General features: G+C 70.4%; 15 protein-coding genes. 9 read left to right on the top strand and 6 right to left on the bottom strand.

Annotated features, from left to right (window positions below):
• Window positions 1-15: 15 nt before the first annotated feature.
• Both OG254_RS05850 and OG254_RS05845 read right to left on the bottom strand, forming a co-directional pair.
• The gene (locus OG254_RS05850) at window positions 16-717 is read right to left on the bottom strand and encodes a CPBP family intramembrane glutamic endopeptidase (protein WP_405577916.1); all 702 of its coding nucleotides are present in this window, start codon (window positions 715-717) and stop codon (window positions 16-18) included.
• Window positions 718-801: 84 nt separating this feature from the next.
• Window positions 802-2,730 carry a glycoside hydrolase family 5 protein gene (locus tag OG254_RS05845; protein ID WP_405577914.1) on the bottom strand — a complete coding sequence of 643 codons (1,929 nt, stop codon included), beginning with the start codon at window positions 2,728-2,730 and terminating at the stop codon, window positions 802-804.
• A gap of 205 nt (window positions 2,731-2,935) precedes the next feature.
• Between OG254_RS05845 and OG254_RS05840 the strand changes: the two genes are divergently transcribed.
• The 3 genes from OG254_RS05840 (at window position 2,936) to OG254_RS05830 (ending at window position 6,597) form a co-directional block, all read left to right on the top strand.
• Window positions 2,936-3,712, top strand: coding sequence for a class I SAM-dependent methyltransferase (locus tag OG254_RS05840; RefSeq protein WP_405577912.1), 777 nt, complete (start codon window positions 2,936-2,938; stop codon window positions 3,710-3,712).
• A 206-nt stretch (window positions 3,713-3,918) separates the two neighbouring features.
• A complete protein-coding gene (locus OG254_RS05835; protein WP_405577910.1) occupies window positions 3,919-5,982 on the top strand; it encodes a discoidin domain-containing protein in 2,064 nt (687 codons plus the stop codon).
• Between the two features lie 18 nt (window positions 5,983-6,000).
• A complete protein-coding gene (locus OG254_RS05830) occupies window positions 6,001-6,597 on the top strand; it encodes a TetR/AcrR family transcriptional regulator (RefSeq protein WP_351201008.1) in 597 nt (198 codons plus the stop codon).
• A gap of 6 nt (window positions 6,598-6,603) precedes the next feature.
• Here the strand turns inward: OG254_RS05830 and OG254_RS05825 are convergent, their stop codons facing one another.
• Window positions 6,604-7,704, bottom strand: a complete 1,101-nt coding sequence (locus OG254_RS05825; RefSeq protein ID WP_405577908.1) for an acyltransferase family protein — start codon at window positions 7,702-7,704, stop codon at window positions 6,604-6,606.
• 231 nt (window positions 7,705-7,935) lie between these two features.
• Here OG254_RS05825 and OG254_RS05820 point away from each other — a divergent pair, with 231 nt between their 5' ends.
• Window positions 7,936-8,574 (top strand): hypothetical protein, encoded by a 639-nt coding sequence (locus OG254_RS05820; RefSeq protein WP_405577906.1) that lies wholly within the window; start codon window positions 7,936-7,938, stop codon window positions 8,572-8,574.
• A 141-nt stretch (window positions 8,575-8,715) separates the two neighbouring features.
• Window positions 8,716-9,447, top strand: a complete 732-nt coding sequence (locus tag OG254_RS05815) for a class F sortase (protein WP_405577904.1) — start codon at window positions 8,716-8,718, stop codon at window positions 9,445-9,447.
• Window positions 9,448-9,462: 15 nt separating this feature from the next.
• On the opposite strand, the gene OG254_RS05810 is transcribed toward OG254_RS05815, so the two are convergent.
• Complete coding sequence (locus OG254_RS05810) at window positions 9,463-9,912, bottom strand: hypothetical protein (RefSeq protein WP_405577902.1); 450 nt, start codon at window positions 9,910-9,912, stop codon at window positions 9,463-9,465.
• 28 nt (window positions 9,913-9,940) lie between these two features.
• Window positions 9,941-10,378, bottom strand: coding sequence for a hypothetical protein (locus tag OG254_RS05805; RefSeq protein WP_405577900.1), 438 nt, complete (start codon window positions 10,376-10,378; stop codon window positions 9,941-9,943).
• 222 nt (window positions 10,379-10,600) lie between these two features.
• Here OG254_RS05805 and htpG point away from each other — a divergent pair, with 222 nt between their 5' ends.
• Both htpG and OG254_RS05795 read left to right on the top strand, forming a co-directional pair.
• A complete protein-coding gene (gene htpG / locus OG254_RS05800; RefSeq protein ID WP_405577898.1) occupies window positions 10,601-12,511 on the top strand; it encodes a molecular chaperone HtpG in 1,911 nt (636 codons plus the stop codon).
• A gap of 99 nt (window positions 12,512-12,610) precedes the next feature.
• Window positions 12,611-13,021 carry a VOC family protein gene (locus OG254_RS05795; RefSeq protein ID WP_405577896.1) on the top strand — a complete coding sequence of 137 codons (411 nt, stop codon included), beginning with the start codon at window positions 12,611-12,613 and terminating at the stop codon, window positions 13,019-13,021.
• A 15-nt stretch (window positions 13,022-13,036) separates the two neighbouring features.
• On the opposite strand, the gene OG254_RS05790 is transcribed toward OG254_RS05795, so the two are convergent.
• Complete coding sequence (locus OG254_RS05790; RefSeq protein ID WP_405577894.1) at window positions 13,037-13,573, bottom strand: hypothetical protein; 537 nt, start codon at window positions 13,571-13,573, stop codon at window positions 13,037-13,039.
• A 259-nt stretch (window positions 13,574-13,832) separates the two neighbouring features.
• Between OG254_RS05790 and OG254_RS05785 the strand changes: the two genes are divergently transcribed.
• Both OG254_RS05785 and OG254_RS05780 read left to right on the top strand, forming a co-directional pair.
• Complete coding sequence (locus OG254_RS05785) at window positions 13,833-15,311, top strand: Y4yA family PLP-dependent enzyme (RefSeq protein WP_405577892.1); 1,479 nt, start codon at window positions 13,833-13,835, stop codon at window positions 15,309-15,311.
• Window positions 15,308-16,630 carry a pyridoxal-phosphate dependent enzyme gene (locus tag OG254_RS05780; protein WP_405577890.1) on the top strand — a complete coding sequence of 441 codons (1,323 nt, stop codon included), beginning with the start codon at window positions 15,308-15,310 and terminating at the stop codon, window positions 16,628-16,630. Before OG254_RS05785 ends, OG254_RS05780 begins: the two co-directional genes overlap by 4 nt.
• The last annotated feature ends 1 nt before the right edge of the window (window position 16,631 follow it).

Below are 16,631 nucleotides of genomic sequence, written 5' to 3'. Positions count from 1 at the left end.
GCCGCAGCCCGGAGCTCAGCCGGCCGGCCACCAACGGGCCGCCGACCAGGCCAGTGCGTAACTCAGGCCGTTGACCGCCCAGTGCAGCACCATCGGTGTCAGCAGGCTGCCCGAGCGGCGGCGCAACTCGCACAGGACCACCCCGGCGACGGCCGTGGCGGCGACCGCCACGGCCACGGTCGGTGCCACGCCCGCCGGGCCGTCACCGAAGGCCGAGCCCAGCGCGGCGTTGGAGCGGTTGATGCCCTGCGAGGGCATCAGGTGCCACAGGCCGAACAGCAGCGACGACACGCCGGTGGCCCACGCCGTGCCGTGCCGGCGCCGGATCATGGCCCACAGCACGCCTCGGAAGGCGGTCTCCTCCAGCAGCACGGTCCCGAAGGGCACCCGCACCAGCGCTCCGAACAGCATCCGCCCCAGGGACAGATCCACCGCCCTCGAGTCCTGGAACGCCTCCCGCCCGGCCGGAACGGCGAGGAGGACCACCATGACCATCAGGACGACGCCCACCAGCCCCGGAGCCCACCGCAGCCCCCGGCGCAGCGCCGCCCTGTCGAGCCCCAGCTCGGCCAGGGTGAGGCCGTCCCAGCGGGCGATCAGCAGCAGGGCGGCCGTCGCGCTGACACAGACGACCAGGTACATGGCGGGGCTCCGCGCGAGCCAGTTGTTCAGCAGGTTCGCGGCGGCGAGCACGGCGACAGCACATACGATCCGCATCCGGGTTCCAGCATCCCCCGGCGCGACCGTGCCGGCGGCCCTGCCCGCGCCCGTCCGGGGGCGTGTCGGCCCGTTCCGCGGTGTTCAGCCCAGCTTTCGGCAGTACAGCGCGTCGGGCGTCCGCGACGACCCCACCCGGCCGGTGTAGGCGATCCCGGCCGTGTATTCGTCGTCCGCGCACTGGCCCTTGTAGCGGCCGTACGCGAAGTCGCCGCCCTTCGCGCCCTGCCCCCGGTTGTCGCCCCGGTCGAACCAGACCGTACGGCCGCTCGTGCCGAGCCTCCCGGCCGGGGCGGCCGCGCACAGGGCGGCGGAGACGGCGGCGCCGCGCACGCTGTACCCGATGAGGAACTGCCCGTCGGCGCACTGGAGTTTGGTGTACCCGGACGCCCAGTCGCCGCGGACATGGCGCTCGTCGAAGACCACCTCGTGTCCGCCGGCCGGATCCCACAGGGCACCCGCGGTCACGTCCGAGCACAGGCCCCGGTTGCCGGTGTGGCCGAGGCCGAGCAGCCGCTGTCCGTCGGGGCAGACGGCCTTGCGGGCACCGGAGTCCCAGTCGGGCAGGGCGCGCATCCGCCGTGACTGGACGAAGTCGCCGTGGTCGGGGCTGAGCATGGACCACTCCGCGACCGGCGCCACCGGCCCCGTGCGGCCGTCGGCCTGGACGAGCCTGGTCCAGGCGGCGGCCCGCCAGTCGTCACCGTCGTACAGGCCCATCCGCCGGCCCTGGGCGTCCCAGTGCAGCAGCGCCCAGCCGTTGCCCTTGCGGTCCTCGTGCCAGCCGACGAGCGGCCAGTAGGCGAAGTCGGCGTCGGTGCGGATCAGTTGGTCCACGAAGTTCTCGAACCAGGCCCGCTGCTTCTGACCGGTCTCGTCGCGGCCCCCGACGCCGAACTCGCTGATCCACACGGGGGCGGTGAAGTGCTGGTCCTGTTCGGCGGTGACGAAGAAGGCCTGCCGGTTCAGGACGGAGATCAGCTCGGTGGGACTCAGGTCGCGGTAGCGGGGGTCGCTGGTCTCGCCCGTGCCGGTGGCGCCGGTGTGGTGGGGGCCCGTGTAGTCGTAGAAGTGGGCCGAGTACACGAGCTTGCCGGAGTCGACGAGCGTGTGCGACAGGTGGCGGGCCGGCTCCAGGGTGGGGCGCTCGTGCGGGAGGCCGTCGACGGGTATGCCCGTCCAGTTGATGCCCTCGACGACGATCAGCAGGTTCGGGTTGGCCTCCGTCAGGATGCGGTCGCCGACGCGCTGCGAGGCGGCGAACCAGTCGTGGTCGTCGCCCAGGCCCCAGTTGGGGTCGTCCCAGACCGTGCGGCGCACCTCGTTGTACAGGTCGGCGCCGACGACGCGCGGGTTGTCCCGGTAGCGGCGGGCCATGAACAGCCAGTCGTCCTCCCAGGTGGCGGCGGACTGGCCGGCGTTCCAGCGTTCGTTGCCGTCCACTCCGCAGCACCAACGGGTGGTGTTCGTGTGGTTGTTGAGGATCACCGCGAGCCCGGCCGCCGTCAGCTCGCGCACCACCGCGTCGTACACCTGAAGCGGCGTCTTTCCGCGCAGTGAGGGATTGGCGGCGACCGAGTCGTCCGTGACGGGGCGGGTGTCGTGGACCATCTCGTTGGAGAAGGGCAGCCGGACGCTGTTGATCCCGATCTCCCGGAAGCCCGCGATGATCTCGGCCGTCGGGGCGCGGTCCAGGCCGAGCGGCATCCGGCCGGAGTTCTCGCCGGCGTGGTGGGACGCGTCGTCCTCGGAGTCGCCGGAACCGTTCCAAGTCCCGCTGGCGCCGTGCCAGTTGCCCGAGCGCAGCTTGAAGCGGTCGCCGTCGGCGTCGACGATCCAGCGGCCACGGGTGCTGAGCGGCGGCGTCCAGTCCTCGGCGGCGGTGGTGACAGCGGTCGGCGGTTCGGCGGCGGGCTGCGGCTCGGCCGCGGCCTGCGGGATGGACGACAGGGGGACCAGGAGAAGTACGGCGGCGAGTGTGGCTCTCACCAAGGATCCGCGCACGGTCACCATCCCCGCCGTGTTGTCATGGCTGCGTCATCCGACGCGGGCTCCTGCACGGTAGCGCACGAACGGCCGGTCAGGCAGGGGGATGTTCGAGCGGACGAACGCACTCCCCGCGCAGCCGCCCGGTCACCGTGACGGCCCCACCTGTGGCGCCCCCGCACGCCGGTGCGCATCCTCGGAGGTACCGCGTTCCCAGGGAGGCAGGATTCCCATGCCGGCCAAGAACCTCACCGTGAACCGCGCCGCCCTCGGCCATCGCCTCGCCTACGCCCTGCGCCACCCCGACCGCGTGCCCCGCCATCTGGCCCGCTTCGCCCGCGACCTGTGGCTGCGCCGCCGCCACCCGGACCACGTCTCCTACTACCGCGCCGTGATGCGCTCCGACACCCGGGCCGACCCGGACGCGGCCGTCGGCAGCCACAGCCGGGAGCGGTGGCTGGCGCTCGGGCAGATGCAGTTCGACTACCTCCTCGGCCACGGACTCAAGCCCGAGCACCGGATGCTGGAGATCGGCTGCGGCAACCTGCGGGGCGGCTGGCGGTTCATCCGCCACCTGGAGCCCGGTCACTACTACGGCATCGACATCTCGCCCGACATCCTCTTCGCCGCCCAGGACACCGTCGTGGAGATGGGCCTCCAGGGGCGGCTCCCGACGCTGTCTCCGGTGCGCGACCTGACGCTGCGGTTCCTGCCCGAGGCCCACTTCGACGTGGTGCACGCGCACAGCGTCTTCTCGCACTCACCCCTGCCGGTCATCGAGGAGTGCCTGGCCCATGTCGGGCGGGTGCTGGCGCCCACCGGCTGGTTCGACTTCACCTTCGACCGCACCGAGGGCAAGGAGCACCAGGTCCTGCGGGAGGACTTCTACTACCGCACCGAGACCCTCGTGGCGCTGGCCGAGAGGTATGGGCTGCGGGCCCGCTTCATGACGGACTGGGAGGCGCTCCCGCACGGCCAGTCCAAGATCCGGGTCACCCACCCGGTGTGAACCGACTCCCCGTCAACAGTTCATTTGTTTCCGGCCAGTAGGTCATTTGTCCCGGACTCTTGACTCGTCATGCGGGAGTGGCCATCCTCGTCGCACGTATTGCGAGGTCATGACAATCCGGCCGTCATGCCCGGCGCCCGCGCTCGCGGGCCCAGGACAGCCGGACGCGTCGACCGCGCCATCCCGCCGACCGAGGGACATGGGCTGTGACCAGTGCCGGACGCCCGTACCGCAGACGCAAGAACGTGACCGTCGTGTCGCTCCTCCTCCTCGTGCTGTCCATCGCGCTGGGCCCCACGCCGAGCTCGGCGGCCGGCACCGACTGGTGGAACCCGACCGCACGACCCGCGCCGGACTCCCAGATCAACGTCACCGGGGAGCCCTTCACCGGCACCAACGCCAAGGGAGAGGTGCGCGGTTTCGTCGACGCGCACGACCACATCCTCTCGAACGAGGCCTTCGGCGGGCGGCTCATCTGCGGAAGGGCGTTCTCCGACGCCGGAGTCGCCGACGCCCTCAAGGACTGCCCCGAGCACTACCCCGACGGCTCCCTCGCGATCTTCGACTTCATCACCAACGGCGGTGACGGCAAGCACGACCCGAACGGCTGGCCCACCTTCAAGGACTGGCCCGCGCACGACTCACTGACCCACCAGCAGAACTACTACGCCTGGGTGGAGCGGGCCTGGCGCGGCGGCCAGCGCGTGCTGGTCAACGACCTCGTCACCAACGGCGTCATCTGCTCGGTGTACTTCTTCAAGGACCGCAGCTGCGACGAGATGACGTCCATCCGGCTCCAGGCCAAGCTGTCGTACGACATGCAGGCCTTCGTCGACAAGATGTACGGCGGCACCGGCAAGGGCTGGTTCCGGATCGTCACCGACAGCGCGCAGGCCCGCCAGGTCATCGAGCAGGGCAAGCTGGCGGTCATCCTCGGCGTCGAGACCTCCGAACCCTTCGGCTGCAAGCAGATCCTCGACATCGCGCAATGCAGCAAGGCGGACATCGACAAGGGCCTCGACGAACTGCACTCGCTGGGCGTGCGCAGCATGTTCCTGTGCCACAAGTTCGACAACGCCCTGTGCGGCGTCCGCTTCGACTCGGGCGGCCTCGGAACGGCCATCAACGTGGGCCAGTTCCTGTCGACCGGCACCTTCTGGAAGACCGAGACCTGCAAGGGCCCGCAGCACGACAACCCGATCGGCAACGCCACCGCGGCAGAGGCCGAGAAGGAACTCCCGGCGGGGGTGGATGTTCCCTCGTACAGCGCGGACGCCCAGTGCAACGTCAGAGGGCTCACCGACCTCGGCGAGTACGCCGTACGGGGCATGATGAACCGCGGGATGATGCTGGAGATCGACCACATGAGCGTCAAGGCCACCGGCCGGGTGCTCGACATCTTCGAGTCCGCGTCCTACCCCGGCGTCCTCTCCTCGCACAGCTGGATGGACATGGACTGGACCGAGCGGGTCTACGGCCTCGGCGGCTTCATCGCCCAGTACATGCACGGCTCCGAGGGCTTCATCTCCGAGGCCAAGCGCACCGAGGCCCTGCGTGACAAGTACGGCGTGGGCTACGGCTACGGCACCGACATGAACGGCGTCGGCGGCTGGCCGGGACCGCGCGGAGCGGACGCGCCGAACAAGGTGACGTACCCCTTCAAGAGCGTCGACGGCGGCTCGGTCATCGACCGGCAGACCACCGGCGAGCGCACCTGGGACCTGAACACCGACGGCGCCGCCCACTACGGCCTCGTCCCCGACTGGATCGAGGACATCCGCCGCGTCGGCGGCCAGGACGTGGTCGACGACCTCTTCAGGGGCGCCGAGTCCTACCTCGACACCTGGGCGGCCTCGGAGAACCACGAGGCCGGGGTCAACCTCGCACGCGGTGCGACCACGTCGGCCAGCTCCTCGGAGTGGAGCCTGTTCACCAGCTACCAGCCGGGGCGGGCCGTCGACGGCGACGGCGGCACCCGCTGGGCGAGCGACTGGAACGACGACCAGTGGTTCCAGGTCGACCTCGGCTCCACCCGCGTGGTCAAACGGGTGACCCTCGACTGGGAGCGCGCGTACGGTAAGGCCTACCGCATCGAGCTCTCCACGGACGGCGTGAACTGGCGGACCGCCTGGTCCACGACCACCGGCGACGGCGGCCTGGACACGGCCAGGTTCACCGGCACACCGGCGAGGTACGTACGCGTCCACGGCGAGGATCGCGGCACCGACTGGGGCTACTCCCTCTACGAGGTCGGCGTCCACAGCAGCTGACATCACGAGAGGTACTCCATGGCACGGTTGCCGTCCGCCGAGCGGCGGCGACAGCTCACCGAAGCGGCGATCAGGGCGATGGCCCGGGACGGCGTCCCCAGGACGACCACCCGGTCCATCGCCGCCGAGGCGGGCGTCTCACTGAGCGTCTTCCACTACTGCTTCGACTCCAAGCAGGAGCTGATCGAGTCCGTCATCACCACCATCACCGGGCACTACGTGACGCTGGTGAAGGAGGCCCTACGGCCCCGGGCCACCCTGGAGGAGACCGTCCGGGCGGGCTTCGAGGCGTACTGGGACCATGTCCGGGCCCACCCGGACGAGCACATGCTCACCTACGAGCTGGCGCAGTACGCCCTGCGCCAGCCCGGGTTCGAACACCTGGCGCGACGGCAGTACGAGCTGTACGCCGAGACGTACGCCGACCTCATCGACCAGCTGGGGCAGTCCATGGGCCTGCGCCTGCGCGTCCCCGCCCCCGTACTGGCCCGCTATCTGGCCGCCATGACCGACGGACTGACCCTGAACTATCTGGTGCTGGGCGACGAGGCCGCCTGGAAAGAGATCCTCGACACCGTGACCTCGCACGTCACGGGGCTGGTGAGCGAGACCTGAGAGGGCTCACGCCCGGGCGGCGACCCGCTCCCGGTCCGGTGCCGACTCCTCCCGCCGGAACAGCCACGGCATCTGCGGCTCGACCACCCAGCGCAGGGCCCGCCGTACGGGCGGCGTGCACAGCAGCGTCACGATCGCGCCGGCCACGAGGGTGACGACGATCGCGCCCGGCGGGCGATGGATCCAGGCGGGGTCGTACCAGCCCCCGTACTTGGCGCCCTGCGCGACGAAGCCGTGCAGCAGATAGCCGTACAGCGTGCCCGTGCCCAGCACGGTGCACCACATCCGCCGCCCGGGCACCCAGGAGAGGAAGCAGGCCACCAGCACCAGCGAGCAGACGAACAGGACCGGCGTCATCACGACCCCGTACCACGGGGGCGCGCCCAGCTCCTGAGCGCTGTCACGGTGGTAGAACCAGCCTCCGGTCATCCGCGGCACCGCCCAGTACGCCACCGCGAACGCACCGGCGAACACCGGCACCGCAGCGATCCGCACCGCCCGGCGCCGGACCAGCCGGAAGTGCTCGGGCTTCAGGGACAGCCCCAGCACGAAGTACGGCAGGAACTGCAGGGCACGCTGGAGATCGAGGTCGTTGCCGATGGTCGGCGAGAGCGTGGCCAGCATCGCCACGCCGAGCGCGAGTGGCAGCGGCAGGCGCACCCGCTGCCACAGCGGCGTGGTCAGCCGCCACAGGAACAGCGCCACCAGGAACCACGTCAGATACAGCGGGTCCAGCAGGCTGATCGGCCGGTCCGGCTCCTGGTCCGTCCACCGGGTGAAGAGGGTGTACGCCGTCTCGAACCCGACATATGGCACGATCAGGCCGGTGACCAGGCGTTTCAGCCGCTCCGGGCGGCCGTCGAAACCTCGGGAGAAGTAGCCCGAGATGATGATGAACGCCGGCATGTGGAAGGCGTACACCAGCATGTACGCGGCGGAGACGGCCCGGCTGCCGTCCCGCAGCGGTTCCCACGCATGGCCCACGGCCACCAGCACGATCGCCGCGTACTTGGCGTTGTCGAAGAACGCGTCCCGCTGCTGCGAAGGCGCAGGTGACGGCGGTGCGGGGTGACCACGGGCGAGGGCTGTGACGGCGTGCTGGGACATCCCACGCGTCTCACCACTTCGCCGCGGCGTAAACCTCGAACCTCATCGGGTGAACACGGCCGCCCGAACGGCGTGGCGTGTCGACATAGGGCCGTCAGGGTGTGGCCGTAACCCGTGTGATCGCTTCGAATGGTGCGGCCGCAGGACATGACTGACGGTGGATCACGTCAAGGTCTGGCTCCAGTGGTGATGAAGCGTCAGCCGCCCAGGCCATGACGGAAGGATCTACCTATGCGCTCTGTTCGCATGCTGCTCGCCACCGCGACGGCCACGGCCGCGCTGGCGATCGCACCGGCCGCCTACGCAGTCACCGTGGGTGACTGGGACCCCGAGGAGAGCTCCCACAGCAAGGAGCAGGACAAGTCCGAGGAGCACGGAAAGTCCGAGGGCCACGGGAAGTCCGAAGAGCACGGAAAGTCCGAAGAGCACGGAAAGTCCGAGGACCACGACAAGTCGTACGGCAAGGAGCACGAGGAGGAGGACAGCCACGACGGACCTCGTGGCGGGATCCACACGGGTGGCGGAGCGCTGGCCGCCGTGAACAACGACGACGACTGGGGCGGTGCCAAGGACCCGAAGCACGACCCGGACAGCTACCGCAGCAAGGACGGCGGCTCCGAGAAGGGCTGGGGCGGCGAGGAGGACCACGGGAAGGACTCGTGGAAGGGCGACGAGGAGGACTCGTGGGGCGGTGACCACGACGAGGAGTCCTGGCGCTCCGGGCACGACAAGCCGCACGGCGGAATGCACACGGGCGGCGGCGGCCTCGCCTCGTCGGGTGTGACCGCCGGTGGGGTGGCCGCGCTGGCGGTCGCCGGCGCCGGTATCTACGTGGTGCGCCGCAAGAAGGCCTCCGGAACCACGGCCTGACCATGCCCGATGACATAGCCGCTGTGGCCGCCGCACGTGCGCCGCGCGTCGCGGCGGCCCCGTCGGTCCCTGTGACCGGTGTGTTCCTCTGATGTGTCCCTCTGATGTGCTCGTCGCCGTGCCCGAGTGAGGTGGAGTCCGATGCCCGCCGGCTGTCCCTCTTCCCCCGACACCGATCCGGCCCCGGCCGGCACCGCTTCCGCCACCTCGCGGCGGATAAGACGGGTGGCCATGGCGACGTTCTGGAGCGCGATCGCCCTGATGGTCCTGGCGATCACCCTGAGCGGCGGCGAGGACGCGGGCTCCGGCGTGCCGGACGCCCCCTCGGCGGTCGAACGGCATGCTCTCGGGGAGGGCGAGTCGCACGCCCGCGCCGCGGACGGACAGCTCTCGCCCGACGCACGGCCCGTCGGCAAGCATCTGCCCCGGGCCCGGCCGCTACGGCTGCTCATCCCCAAGATCTCGGTGAACGCGCCCTTCACCGACCTCGCCATCGGCCGGGCCGGCCGGCTCGAACCCCCGCCGGCCGACAACACCAACCTCGTCGGCTGGTACGCCAAGGGGACTTCCCCCGGTGAGCCGGGCACGTCGATCATCGCCGGGCACGTGGACACGGCCACGTCCGCCGCGGTGTTCGCCAACCTCGGCGGGCTGGCGAAGGGGGACCGTTTCCAGGTCGTGCGGTCCGACGGACGCAGCGCGTCCTTCGCGGTCGACAGCGTGGAGACGTTCGACAAGGACACCTTCCCCAGCGACCGTGTGTACGGCGACACACCCCGTGCCCAGGTCCGCCTCATCACCTGCGCCGGCGCCTACGACCGCGAGGTCAAGGACTACACCGCCAACCTGGTGGTCTTCGCCCACCTCGTGTGAGCCCCGGGCCACGCCTCAGCACTGCGGGATCCGGGACTTCCAGGTGTTCGGGCCGCCGGTGTCGAGGTACCAGTCGTTGACGTACCCGTCCCCGATGCCGTTGTCGACGCGCATCCAGTAGCGGTAGCCGTGCCCGTCCGCGTCCGGGTCGCCGGTGGTCCAGCAGATCAGGCCGAGTTCGTCCCCGTTGTGGTACTGGCCGAAGACGGGGGACTTCGGGGCGCTGTAGCGCGGCGCGGTCCGTACGGCCAGGTGGGACCCGGCGTCGATGCCGGTGACGTACGCGCACTGGGTGCGGTCGCCCGAGATGCTGCAGGTGTGGATCGCGGCGCCGGCCGGGCCCGCGCCGGTGAGGACGGCGGACGCCGCGGCGGTGAGCACGGCACCCGTCAGGGTGAGGGTGCGCAGGCGCCGCCCGGGCCGCCCCCGCAGTTCGGTCCGGGCGGGCTGCTTCGACGGTGTCATGAGGGCTCCTTCTGCCGGTTCGCCGGGATCAGCGGCACTGCGGGATCTGGGACTTCCAGGTGGCCGGGCCGCCGGTGTCGAGGTACCAGTCGTTGACGTAGCCCCAGGACCTGGGCGTGGAGACGAGCATCCAGTAGCGGTAGCCGTGACCGTCGGCGTCCGGGTCGCCGGTGGTCCAGCAGGACAGCTCCAGCCACTGCCCGTTGCCGTAGCGGGCCACCTCGCCCGCGCCGTAGCGCGGTTCGGTGCGCATCACCAGGGCCGAGCCCGGGTCGATGCCGATCACCTGGGCGCAGCGCGACGGGTCGCCCGGTCCCGCGCCGGGGCACGGGCGCGGGGCGGCCTGGGCGGGCGTGGCGGTGAACAGCCCGGCTCCGGCGAGCAGGACGGCGGCCGCCCCCGCGACGGCCGCCGACCTGCGCCGGGACGAGAGCAGGCGTGATGTGGGCAGGCGTGATGTGGGCATCGGTTCCTCCGTTCGATCGTGTCGATCGTCGATGCCCCCCGACCATGGCATCGAACGGAGCCACGGACAGCCTGTGATGTCTCAGGGTGGGATGTCTCAGGGTGGCGCGGGCAGGGCCGCCGAGGGCTCTGTCCCGGATCGCGGCACTCCGCGCTGACCTCGTGTCTTAGAGTGACTGGGACCATTTTTCCGGTGACTGGACCTGTGAGGTAGTGGCGAACCATGCCGACCGAGACGTTTGAGTTTCAGGTAGAGGCCCGTCAGTTGCTCCAACTGATGATCCACTCGGTGTACTCGAACAAGGATGTCTTCCTGCGCGAGCTCGTCTCCAACGCATCCGACGCGCTCGACAAACTGCGCCTGGAGAAGCTGCGGGACGACGCGCTCGACGCCGATGTGTCCGACCTGCACATCGAGATCGACATCGACAAGGAGGGCCGGACCCTCACGGTCCGGGACAACGGCATCGGGATGTCGTACGACGAGGTCGGCCGGCTCATCGGCACCATCGCCAACTCCGGCACGGCCACCTTCCTTCAGGAGCTGCGGGAGGCCAAGGACGAGGGCGGGGCCGAGGGGCTCATCGGCCAGTTCGGGGTGGGCTTCTACTCCGGCTTCATGGCGGCGGACGAGATGACGCTGGTGACCCGGCGCGCCGGCGAGGCCCAGGGCACCCGCTGGACCTCGCGCGGCGAGGCCACGTACACGCTGGAGAGCGTCGACGACGTGCCGCAGGGCACCTCGGTCACCCTCCACCTCAAGCCCGCCGACCCCGAGAACCAGCTCCACGACTACACCTCCCCCTGGAAGATCAGGGAGATCGTCAAAAAGTACTCGGACTTCATCACCTGGCCGATCCGGATGGACCAGGAGGCGGGCGAGACCGACGGCGACGGCGCCGACGCGCCCGAGCCCGAGACGCTGAACTCCATGAAGGCCCTGTGGGCGCGCTCGCGCGAGGAGGTGTCCGACGACGAGTACCACGAGCTGTACAAGCACATCAGCCACGACTGGCGCGAGCCGCTGGAGACGATCCGGCTGCAGGCGGAGGGCACCTTCGAGTACCAGTCCCTGCTCTTCATCCCCTCGCACGCCCCGCACGACCTGTTCACGCGGGAGTACAAGCGCGGCGTCCAGCTCTATGTGAAGCGCGTCTTCATCATGGACGACTGCGAGGAACTGCTCCCGCCGTACCTGCGCTTCGTCAAGGGCGTCGTCGACGCGGCCGACCTCTCGCTCAACGTCTCCCGCGAGATCCTCCAGCAGGACCGGCACATCCGGATGATGCAGCGCCGGCTGACCAAGAAGGTGCTGTCCACGGTCAAGGAGATGATGACCAAGGACGCGGAGCGCTATGCCACGTTCTGGCGGGAGTTCGGCACGGCCCTCAAGGAGGGTCTGGTCACCGACTCCGAGAACAGCGAGGCCATCCTCGCCGTCGCCTCCTTCGCGACCACGCACTCCGACGACGAGCCGACCACGCTCGCGCAGTACGTCGAGCGCATGAAGGAGGGCCAGGACGACGTCTTCTACATCACCGGCGAGTCCCGGCAGAGCATCGAGAACTCCCCGCACATGGAGGCGTTCCGGGACAAGGGCATCGAGGTCCTGCTGCTCACCGACGCCGTCGACGAGGTGTGGGTCGACACCGTGGGCGAGTACCAGGGCAAGAAGCTGCGGTCCGTCGCCAAGGGCGAGATCGACCTCGACACCGAGGGCGACGAGAAGGCCGACGGCGAACGGGCGAAGCAGGCCGAGGAGTACGCCGGACTGCTCGGCTGGATGGGGGAGCAGCTGGACGGGGACATCAAGGAGGTGCGCCTGTCGACGCGGCTCACCGTCTCCCCGGCCTGCGTCGTCTCGGACGCGCACGACCTGACCCCGGCCCTGGAGAACATGTACCGGGCGATGGGCCAGGAGGTGCCCCGCACCAAGCGGATCCTGGAGCTCAACCCCGACCACCTGCTGGTCAAGGGGCTGAACCAGGCGTACAAGGAGCGCGAGGACCGCTCGGGGCTCGTCGAGTCCGCCGAGCTGCTGCACACGCTGGCGGTGCTCGCCGAGGGCGGCCAGCCCAAGGACCCCGCGCGGTTCGTGAAGCTGGTGGCGGACCGTCTGGAGCGCACCCTGTAGCAGGCGCTGTGAGCCATGTGGACGTGTGCGCGGGTCATTGTCAGTGGCCCGCGCTACGTTTCCTTGCAGTCGGCCCCCGGCCCTACTCCTGGAGGATTCATGGCCTCGCGTCTCAACCCCTACATCACTTTCGCCGGTGACGCCCGTCAGGCGCTGGAGTTCTACAAGGAGGTCTTCGGCGGCACCCTGAACATGAACACCTACGCCGAGTTCGGCCAGAAGGACACCCCCATGGCCGACAACATCATGCACGGCATGCTCGAGACACCGAGCGACTTCACGCTGATGGCCGCCGACACCCCGACGGGCGACCACAAGCCCGGCAACAACATGTCCGTGAGCCTGAGCGGTGACGACGAGGCCGAACTGCGTGGCTACTGGGAGAAGCTGTCGGCCGGCGCCCACGTGACCGTGCCGCTGGACAAGCAGATGTGGGGCGACGTCTTCGGCATGTGTACGGACCGCTTCGGCATCACCTGGATGGTCAACATCGCCGGAGAGGGCCGCTGAGCGGGCCTTGAGCCGCTACTTCGGCAGCCATGCGCTCAGGGCCTGGACCAGGCGGTCGAGCGCGGGCTCCTCGGCGGACAGGTCCGTCCTGACGGTGCGTCCGCCGAAGCGCAGCGTGTACTGGAACAGGTCCGCGGCTTCCATGTTCATCGTGAGGTCGGAGACGTCGTCCAGCGCCGGGTCGCCGAGCAGCGTGCGCAACTCGGTGAACTGCGCCGGGCTCGTGCGGCGCACCGCGCGTTCGCCCTTGTCGGTGGTGTGCACGCTGCCGTCGCCCCGCAGCGTCACCTCCTGGTGCACGCCCGCGAAGCCGCCGGTGACCTCCATGGTCACCAGCAGCTGATCCGGTCCGGTGACGGGGACCGGCGACGGACCGGGGGACCCGGAGGGGGACGTCGCGGGAGTCACCGACGCGGACGCCGACGCGGGCGCCGAGGGAGATGTGGCGGTGGGAGTGCCGGCCGCCACGTCCGTCGCCTCGGCCCCGGCCGCGCCCTGCTCGGAAGCACAGCCGGCCAGTCCCAGCAGCCCGGCCACCATCACAACCGCCATCCGCCTACCGAACACAACAACCCCATCCGTGGATCGTGTCGACTGGAGTGTCCCTATCACGGAACGGGGTGTTCCGGGCCGGGCCGGCACCCGCGCGCCGGGCAGCGGTGATTTTCGGCCCACCTGTTGACGTACCGCCCAGCAGCGCAGGTACGGGGCGTAAACCACCGGATGCCGGGAAAGGAGCTATACGGCAAACCGCGGGGAGTGGTCGTCAGCGCCCGGAGTGTCGGGCCCGAAGCGCTGGGGAGGGCCGGGCATGGGCGGGCAGCCCTTGTATCTCGAACCGCGGCTGGAATCACGGCTGCGTTCCTTGCTGGACTCCCCGGAGCTGCTGCACACCCTCACCGACGCCCTCGGGTCGCCGCTGAACGTGCTCGTCCCCGACCAACTCGCCGACAATCTCCGGCGGTTCCGCTCGGTGTACGGCACCCACCACCTCTCCGGCCAGGTGTACCTCGCCCACAAGGCGAACCGGTCCAGCGCCCTGCTGCGCAGGCTCGCCGCCACGGACGCCGGCGTGGACGTCGCCTCACTGGGGGAGTTGCAGCACGCCCTGGGCGCCGGCCTCACCCCCGACCGGATCACGGCGACCGGACCGAAGAACCCGGAGTTCCTGTGGCTGGCGGCCCGCACCTCGGTCACCGTCAGCCTCGACACGCGAGGCGAACTGGAACAACTCGCCACGCTGGTGCGCAAACACGCCCTGCCCCGGGCCTCTGTCCTGCTCCGCCTGTCGGGCTTCGAGGCGTCCGGCGTACGGGTGCTGACCCGGCGCAGCCGGTTCGGCACCGCCGCGGGGGAGACGGCCCCGCTGCTGGAGGCCGTCGAGCGGCACGGCGATGTGCTCGACCTGGTCGGTGTGGCGTACCACCTCGACACGACGAGCGTGACCGAGAAGGCGTTGGCGCTGGAGGGCTGCCTGCGGGTGCTGGAAGAGTGCCGGAGTCGCGGGCTCAGGCCCCGGGCCGTGGACATCGGCGGCGGATTCGGCGTGAACTACCTTGCCGACGGCGACCAGTGGGAGCGGTACACCACCGCACTGACCGAGGCCGTCCTGGGCATCCGCCCGCCCCTGACCTACGGCGGCCACGGCTACGGGCTGCGCACCGAAGCGGGCACCCTGCGCGGCACGCTCGGCCTCTACCCCGCCCACCGACCGGTCGCCGCGGCCGGCTACCTCGACGAACTGCTCTCCCAGCCGGCCGCCTCCCTCGGCGGCCGCCCCCTGGCCGCGCTGCTCCTGGAACACCTCTACGACCTGCACACCGAACCCGGCCGGGCGCTGCTCGACCAGTGCGGAGTGACTCTGACGAAGGTGCTGGAGGTGCGCGACCAGGAGGTGGGCGGCCCCCTTCACCTACGGCTGGCGGCGAAGGCCGACGACGTGGCGCTGGAGGACCACGGGGTGCTGATGGACCCCGTCGTCGTCCCACGGGACCCGGCGACCACCGACGCCCATGCCGGGGCCGAGCCGGTCGCCGCGCACCTCTTCGGCAGCCTGTGCCTGGAGTCCGACCTGATCACCCGCCGCACGGTCTTCCTGCCCCGCCGCCCCGCCCCCGGCGACCTGCTGGCCTTCGCCAACACCGCCGGCTACTGCATGGACTTCCACACCACCCGTGCCCAGCACCAGCCCGCCGCACGCAAGGTCGCCGCCTGGCAGGAGGGCGGCACATGGCGCTGGTGCCTGGACGACCAGTACTGGCCGACCACACCCGTGGGGGGAGCTCAGTGAGGTACGACAGCATCACCGACGCCATCGGCAACACACCGCTGGTGCGCATCGATCCGGCCGTGCACGGCCTCAGGCACATCGACCTGTACGCCAAGCTGGAGCTGCTCAACCCCTTCGGGTCGGTGAAGGACCGGGCCGCCTGGAACATGGCACGACCGCATCTGACCGCCGCCGCGTCCGAGAAGGGCGGCCAGGTCGTGGAGCTGTCGAGCGGCAACACCGCCAAGGCCCTGGCCGTCCTTGCGGGCATGCACGGCCTGACCTTCAGAAGCGTCACCAACCGGATGCGGATCCCGGAGATCAAGGACCTGCTCCTGCTGCTGGGCGCGGAGATCGAAGAACTGCCGGGCCAGAGCGAGTGCCTGGACCCGACCGCCACCGACGATCCGCTCACCCAGTTCCACCGCGCGCTCTCCGAGCCCGGCGGCACCTTCCTGCACACCGACCAGTACTTCAACCCACGCAACACCGAAGCCCACTTCACCGGCACCGGACCGGAGATCGTCAAGGACCTCGACGGCCGGGCGCCGGACTGGTTCATCGCCTGCGTGGGCACCGCCGGCTCGTCCACCGGCGTCGCCCGCGCCCTGCGCGAACACGACCCCGCCGTACGGGTCGTCGGCCTGGTCGCCGCCAAGTCCGACTTCGTGCCCGGCATCCGCACCATCGACGAGGCGCACGAGGTGGGCCTGTTCGACCCCGGCACCTACGACACGATCGAGTCGGTCGGCGCCGACGAGGCGATCGAGGGCATGCTGACCCTCAACCGCCGCTGCGGCATCCTGGCCGGACCCACCGGGGGCGCCGCCTACTTCGGCGCCACACGCCAACTCAAAGCCATCGACGACGAACTGACGGAGCGGCAGTCGGCCGTCTTCATCGTCTGCGACCGCGTCGAGAGTTATCTCAGCTACGTCCGCCACCGGCGCCCCGACCTCTTCGGCCGCCCGCGCCGCGGCAACTCCCCGGCCGACCTGACGGACGCCGAGGTCCGCACGGCACCGGCCGTCGGCGTCGCCGACGCCCGGGCGTGGATCGCCACTGGGGACCCGCTGGTCGTGGACCTGCGCGGGCCGCACGCCTTCGCCGCCCTGCACATCGACGGTTCGGTCAACATCGTCGACGAGCTCTTCGAGGAACTCCTGCACGGCGGGCTGCCGTTCAGCCGCAACCGCCCGGTCCTGCTGGCCTGCCCGGTCGGCGAGAAGTCCGCCCGCTACGCCGCCCTGCTGACCCGGATGGGGCACCCGGACGTGCGCAGCCTGACCGGCGGCATCATCGCCTGGCGCGACGCGGGCGCACCCCTGGTACGGGACTGAC

This window comes from Streptomyces sp. NBC_01092 (assembly GCF_045039535.1).
GTDB lineage: Bacteria > Actinomycetota > Actinomycetes > Streptomycetales > Streptomycetaceae > Streptomyces.
This window is presented reverse-complemented; position numbering and strand designations above follow the sequence as displayed.

Coding starts and splice junctions, on each gene's coding strand:
- htpG (WP_405577898.1), top strand. CDS start 10,601: ATGCCGACCGAGACGTTTGAGTTTCAGGTAGAGGCCCGTCAGTTGCTC.
- OG254_RS05830 (WP_351201008.1), top strand. CDS start 6,001: ATGGCACGGTTGCCGTCCGCCGAGCGGCGGCGACAGCTCACCGAAGCG.
- OG254_RS05840 (WP_405577912.1), top strand. CDS start 2,936: ATGCCGGCCAAGAACCTCACCGTGAACCGCGCCGCCCTCGGCCATCGC.
- OG254_RS05845 (WP_405577914.1), bottom strand. CDS start 2,730: ATGGTGACCGTGCGCGGATCCTTGGTGAGAGCCACACTCGCCGCCGTA.
- OG254_RS05810 (WP_405577902.1), bottom strand. CDS start 9,912: ATGACACCGTCGAAGCAGCCCGCCCGGACCGAACTGCGGGGGCGGCCC.
- OG254_RS05850 (WP_405577916.1), bottom strand. CDS start 717: ATGCGGATCGTATGTGCTGTCGCCGTGCTCGCCGCCGCGAACCTGCTG.
- OG254_RS05820 (WP_405577906.1), top strand. CDS start 7,936: ATGCGCTCTGTTCGCATGCTGCTCGCCACCGCGACGGCCACGGCCGCG.
- OG254_RS05785 (WP_405577892.1), top strand. CDS start 13,833: ATGGGCGGGCAGCCCTTGTATCTCGAACCGCGGCTGGAATCACGGCTG.
- OG254_RS05805 (WP_405577900.1), bottom strand. CDS start 10,378: ATGCCCACATCACGCCTGCCCACATCACGCCTGCTCTCGTCCCGGCGC.
- OG254_RS05790 (WP_405577894.1), bottom strand. CDS start 13,573: ATGGCGGTTGTGATGGTGGCCGGGCTGCTGGGACTGGCCGGCTGTGCT.
- OG254_RS05825 (WP_405577908.1), bottom strand. CDS start 7,704: ATGTCCCAGCACGCCGTCACAGCCCTCGCCCGTGGTCACCCCGCACCG.
- OG254_RS05815 (WP_405577904.1), top strand. CDS start 8,716: ATGCCCGCCGGCTGTCCCTCTTCCCCCGACACCGATCCGGCCCCGGCC.
- OG254_RS05795 (WP_405577896.1), top strand. CDS start 12,611: ATGGCCTCGCGTCTCAACCCCTACATCACTTTCGCCGGTGACGCCCGT.